Below are 6,464 nucleotides of genomic sequence, written 5' to 3' on the forward strand. Positions count from 1 at the left end.
CACCCGATCCAGCTTCAGCACCTGCGCCCAAACCCCAGCAATCACCGTCTCCACCTCCCCCTGAGGCGGTTCATAGGCGCGACTCAACACCGCCTCCACCCCAGGCTCCGGCAACCCCTTGCGATCCAGCTTCCCCGCCGGATTAAGCGGCCACACCGCCACCCGCACAAACGCCGAAGGCACCATGTACTCAGGCAACCCCTCCACCATGTAACTGCGCAACGCCTCAAGCCCCGGCACCGCATCACGAACAGTGAAATACGCCACCAACCGCTCATCCCGAATCAACGCCGCCACCTCGCGCAATGCAGGATGCGCCGCCAACCGCGCCTCAACCTCCCCCAGCTCCAGCCGCACCCCACGCAGCTTCACCTGAAAGTCATTGCGCCCCAGAAACTCCAGGTTCCCGTCCGGCAAATACCGCACCAGATCCCCCGTGCGATACAACCGATCCCCCGCCACAAACGGGCTATCGATAAACCGCTCCGCCGTCATCTGCTCCAACCCCAGATACCCGCGAGCCACGCCCACCCCGCCGATATGCAACTGCCCACTGCACCCCAGCGGCACCGGCCGATCATGCTCATCCAATACGTAAAGCCGGGTATTACTGATGGCCCGCCCAATCGGCAACTGCAACCCCGGCACCGGCGCACCCGGCTCCAGCGTCCAGGCACTGCTGTCCACCGTCGCCTCGGTCGGTCCGTAGACGTTATGCAAGCGCACCTTGGGCAATCGCGCCTGAACCCCACGGGCCAAGGCCTCTGTCAGCTCCCCACCACCGCATAAAACGTCGGTAAGGCTGGTACAAAGCGCAGACTCCTCCAGCTCCAGAAACTGCTGCAACATCGCCGGCACAAACTTGATCACGCTGACCTGTTGCTCACGAATCACCTGCGCCAGGTACGCCGGTTCACGGTGCCCATCGGGACGCGCCAGGACCAGGCGCATGCCATTGGTCAGCGGCCAGAACAGCTCCCACACCGAACCGTCAAAACTGAACGGCGCCCGCTGCAACAACGCGCCACCCTCGGCATTCGGGCACAGTTGCGAGCCCCAGTGCATCAGGTTGCCCAGGCCCCGATGCTCGATCATCACGCCCTTGGGCGTGCCGGTGGAGCCGGAGGTGTACATCACGTACGCCAGGTTGCGTACGCTCAGCCCCGGCACTCGCGGGTTGCCTTCAGGCGCCTGCTGCCAGGCGCCGTGGTCGAGGTCGATCACCGGTATCGACACCTCCCCCGGCAAATCGCGGGTCGCGCCGTGTACCAGCAAGGCGACCGGCGCGCTGTCTTGCAGCATGTAGGCGAGACGCTCGCGAGGGTAGCCCGGGTCCAACGGTACATAAGCGCCCCCCGCCTTGAGGATGGCCAGCAAGCCCACCACCAGGTCCAACCCGCGCTCGACACACAAGGCGACCCGCGAATCCGGCTGCACGCCGCGCTCGCGCAGGTGATAGGCCAGGCGGTTGGCGCGCTCGTTGAGCTGGCGGTAAGTCAGTTGCTGCTCACCGGCCTGCACCGCCATCGCGTGAGGTGTGTGCCGGGCATGGGCTTCGAACAAGGCGTGGACGGTCTGGTCCACGGGGTAGTCGGTTTCGCTGGCGTTGAAGTCCACCAGTTGCTGTTGCAGTTCGGTCGCGGGCAGCACCTGCACATCGAACAGCGGCGCCTCGGGCGTCTCCACCAATCCCGCCAGCACCGTGCCTAGGTAGTCCAGCAGGCGCTGGGCACCGACCTTGCGGGGCGCCTTGGCCTTGAGCCGGAAACCGCTGGCCAGGTCGTCCACCGTCAGCATCAGTGGGTAGCTGAGGATGTCTTCGCTGCTCAGCAATTCGATGCCGGGCTGCAGCACCTCGAGTGCCTCGACCGAGACATGCCGGTAATTCAGCAGGCTGTTGAACAGCGGTGTGACGCCGCTGCAACGCTGGGCCAACGCCAGGGACGCTTGCTCGTGGGCGAGCAAGGCGCTGAGTTGCTGCTGCGTCTGCCTGATCGCCTCGCGCACCGTCACCCCGGCCAGGCGTACCCGCAGTGGCAAGGTGTTGATGAACATGCCCAGGGCACGGTCCGCGCCCTCACCGGCCTGCAGGCGTCCCAGCAGAACCGTACCGAACACCACATCGTCACGGCCCGAGACGCGACCCAGTACCTGGGCCCACGCCAGATGAAACAGGCTCGCCGCGCTGACACCCAAGGTGCGGGCCTGCTCGCGCAACAACTGGCCGAGTGCGTCGGGAAGCAGCACGTCGGCTTCCTCGGTGTCACGGCGATCCGCCTGGCGTTCCTGTAAACCGAAGGCCAGGGTCGGCTCGTCGACATCCGCCAGCCGCTCGCGAAAGAACGCTTCGTGCCCGGCCTGGCGTTCCGCCGACCGGGCCTGGGCGACCACGTTGCGATAGGGCACCGGCGCCGGCAATTGCTGTTGCTGGCCAAGCAGATGAGCCTGGATTTCCGCCATCAGTACTTGCGTGGAAGTGGCGTCGTTCACCAGATGATGGAAACGCAGCATGCCCACCCAACGGCGGTTCTGCCGGTCTTCGGCGTAATCCAGGGCCATCAGCGGCGCCTTGCGCAAGTCCAGTGGCCGCTGGCGTTCGCGCAGTTGTTCGAGAATTGAGTCCCCCTGGAGGGCCACCGGTTGCACGTCCAGAATCGCCTTGCGCCACACCACTTGCATCGGTTGTTCGAGGGCATCCCACGCCAGGCTGGTGCGCAGGATGTCATGGCGGTCGATCACCTGTTGCAGCGCCTGGGCGAACGCTTCCAGCTGTTCACGGCGGGCAAAGCTGAACATCGCGTGTTGCTGGTACGGATCGCGCTCGTCAGTGATGTGGTGATACAGCAGGCCTTCCTGCAACGGCGCCAGCGGGTAGATCTCCTGCACATTGGCGGCGCCGCCGGGGATCGCGGCGACGATGCGTTCTATCGTCGGCGGGTCCAGTTCGGCCAGCGCCAGCAGGTCCGGAGTAATCAATTGGCAACCCGCCGGAACACGGTTGGCCGGCACATCAAGCTCGGTGCCCTGGCCAACCGCTGCCGCCAGTGCGGCCAGGGTCGGCTGGCCGAACAGCACCTGCACGTCGGCCTGCAACCCGACCTGGCGCATGTGCTGCACCAACTGGACCGCCAACAACGAATGGCCGCCCAACTCGAAGAAATGGTCATGCCGCCCTACTTGCTCGACGTGCAGCACGTCGGCCCAGATCTGCGCCAGGGCGATTTCCGTAGCACCTTCTGGGGCCTCGTAGACTCGACTGATAAATGCATCGGCACCGGGTGCCGGCAAGGCCTTGCGGTCGAGTTTGCCGTTGGCCGTCAGGGGCAACGCGTCCAGCTTTACGTAGGCCTGCGGCACCATGTAATCCGGCAAGCGTGACTTGAGATGGGCGCGAAGCGCTTCAATCGCAACCGGCGCGTGCTCGGTGAACCAGGCCAACAGCTGCCCCTCGCGTACCAGCACCACCGCTTCGGTGACCCCTTCATAACCCGCCAGGGCGGACTCGATTTCCCCCGGCTCGATACGCACGCCGCGAATTTTTACCTGGTCGTCGTTGCGGCCCAAATATTCAATATTCCCATCCGGCAGCCAACGCGCCAGGTCGCCGGTGCGGTACATGCGGCCTGGGTTGAATGGGTCATCAAGGAAGCGCTCTGCGGTCATGTCCGGGCGGTTCAAATAGCCCCGCGCCACGCCTTTCCCGCCGACGTACAACTCGCCTGCAGTACCGATGGGCACCGGCCGCTGTTGCTCATCCAGCAGGTAGACCGCGGCATTCGCGATGGGTTTGCCGATGTGCAGCGCCTGCCCGGCCTCAACGAGGCCCGAGGTGGCAACCACGGTGGCTTCAGTGGGACCGTAGTTGTTGATCACCGCGAAACTGCGCGCCTGGTTGAACTGGCGCAGGCGGTCGCCACCAATCAGCAGCGTGCGCAAAGTCGGGTGTTCGATATTCTGGCTGAACGCATACTCGGCCACCGGCGTGGGCAGGAAGCATACGTCCAGTGGTTGCGCGCGCCACCAGGCCAGCAGCGCGTCGATGTCTTCGGCGCCGTCGTGGGGCGGCGGCAAGTGCAAGGTCGCGCCCACGCACAGCGCTGGCCAGACCTCCCAGGCCATGGCGTCAAACCCGAAGCCGGCAACGCTGGCGGTATGGCTGCCCGCGTGCAAATCGAAGGCCTGGCAATGCCAGTCCACCAGGTTGGCCACGGTGTGGTGCTCCACCATCACGCCCTTGGGCAGGCCGGTGGAGCCCGAGGTGTAGATCACATAAGCGAGGTTGGCGGGTGTCATCGCCACTTGCGGGTTGCGCGCCAACTGCGCCGTGGCGTGGTCCAGATTGATGACCGGCACGCTCAATACCGGTAGACGCTCGAGCAAATCCGTCTGCGTCAGCACCGCCACCGGCGCGCTGTCATCGAGCAGGTAGTGCAGGCGCTCGGCAGGATGGGCCGGGTCCACCGGAACGTAACAGGCGCCGGACTTGAGAATCCCCAGCAAGCCCACCAGCGTCTCCAGGCCGCGCCGGGCGACGATCGCCACACGGTCGTCGGGCTTTACCCCGAGCACCAATAGCTGCCGCGCCAGGGCATTGGCCCGTTGATTCAATTGGTCATACGTCAATCGCTGCCCCTGATACACCGCCGCCACCGCATGCGGGGTCACCGCGGCCTGGGCCTCGACGCGCCCATGCAGGGTTTGCGCTGCGGGATAGGCCTGGGCGGTGGCGTTCCAGCGTTGCAACTGCGCGGTTTCCTCGGGCGTTATCAGTGAGAAGTCAGCCAGGGGCAGCGCGGTGTTTTCCAGCCCCTGCTCCAGCACATACACCAGGCGATCGGCCAGGGCCTGCACCTCGTGTACCTGGAAATACGCCTCGCTGTAGACGCAGTGCAGGCACGCCGTGTCGTGGTAGCGATTGCTGCGCAAGTGAATCGCCAGCGGCAACGGCTCATGGTGGTTGGACACCTTGATCGCCCGGGCCGACGCCTGGCCGTAGCGAAATTCATGGTCGTCCTGCTCATAGGACACCGACAGGTCGAACAGTTGGCCGCGGTCGGCGCGCAGCAAACCCAGCTCGCGATTCATCTCGCTCAGCGGGAAACGTTGATGTCGGAAATCCTGCTGGAGCTGGTCGCGCACGCCACGCACCAGGGCGCTGAAAGGCAGGTCGTCGCTGAACTGCAAGCGCACGGCACTGACCTGGGTGAAAAGCCCCAGGGTCGAACGAAAGCGTGCATTGGAACGGTTGAGTATCGGCAGCCCCACCACCCACTCCTGGCGCTGGCCGGTGCGGCTGAAGTACAGGTACATCGCCGCCAATAACACATGGAACGCCGACGCCTGGTAATGGTTCGCCGCCCGTGCCATGCGATTGAGCAGCGCCGCCGGAAACGGTGCTACCAGGGTGTTGCTCGGCGCATCGCCCTTGGCCTGGTAACGGCGCGTCAGCAGCGGCTCTGGCAGCGCCTGGTATTTGTCCAGCCAGTAGCTGCGGTCCCGGGCGTAACGGGCCGACTCGCGATAGCGTTCATCGTTGTCGATGAAGTCGATATAGGACGGCGCCGACAGGTCCGGCTGCCGGCCCTGCTCCAGGGCGCTGTAGATACCTGCAAGGGATTGCAGCATCTGGCCAAAGCCCCAGCCATCGAGAATCAGGTGGTGAGCCTGGGTGCCGAGGCGGTAATGCTGGTCATCGAGCTTGACCAGGAAGAAGCGGAACAACGGTTCGTCGACCAGCGCATAGGTTCGCGCCATCTGCGCCTGCAACAAGGCCTCGGCGGCCGCGCGGGGATCCGGCTGGCGCGAGACGTCATGCTGCGGCACCGATACCGCCATGGCCTCGGCAAACGCCTGCCGTGGCAAGCCATCGGCCGCCACTTGCAACACCGTACGCAATGCGTCGTGCTTGGCCACCAGGTGCTCGATGGCTCGCTGGATCAATGCGGGATTCACGGTGCCCGTGAGTTCGATATAACCCCCGATGTTGTACAGCGGCGAGTCACCGAGGCGCAGTTGGTCGAGCCAGATATCCCGCTGGGCGGCGGTCAGGGGGAAATACGTCATAAGATCCTTCTCATGTGAGGTGTCGATAAGGCGCACAACGCCCCATTGAGGCGAAATCAACGGGATTTAAGCATCGCCCCGGAGGGCCGTATGTCACCCGAAACCCGGACAGCCCGGGTACCGCGCCGGGGTTGGCTGATGGTTCAGTGCTGAAACGATTAAATGGATGTAGGAGATTGGCTACATCTGGCCGATGCCATATAGCCGGGCATGTCGAGAAAATTGAGTAAATATGTTTTATATCAACTAGTTAACAAACTCTAAAATCCTTTTACCCTGCAGCTTCAGCCTATATCCCTGTCGGAAATGACGAAATAATGGCGCGCTTTTTATGGCAGGTTGTGTCCCTCGTTTCCGCTACATACGTAGGACAAAGCCACGTGGCTAAATGAAGCCTCGAG

1 protein-coding gene is annotated in these 6,464 nt (G+C 64.0%); it reads right to left on the reverse strand.

The genetic code is table 11. The features are described from left to right. Window positions 1–6,063: non-ribosomal peptide synthetase (locus tag HX786_RS15885; protein WP_178912321.1), on the reverse strand; the 6,063-nt coding region annotated here is incomplete at its 3' end. Window positions 6,064–6,464 lie beyond the last annotated feature (401 nt).

The organism is Pseudomonas sp. 21615526 (assembly GCF_013386245.1).
In the GTDB taxonomy this organism is placed as follows: Bacteria; Pseudomonadota; Gammaproteobacteria; order Pseudomonadales; family Pseudomonadaceae; genus Aquipseudomonas.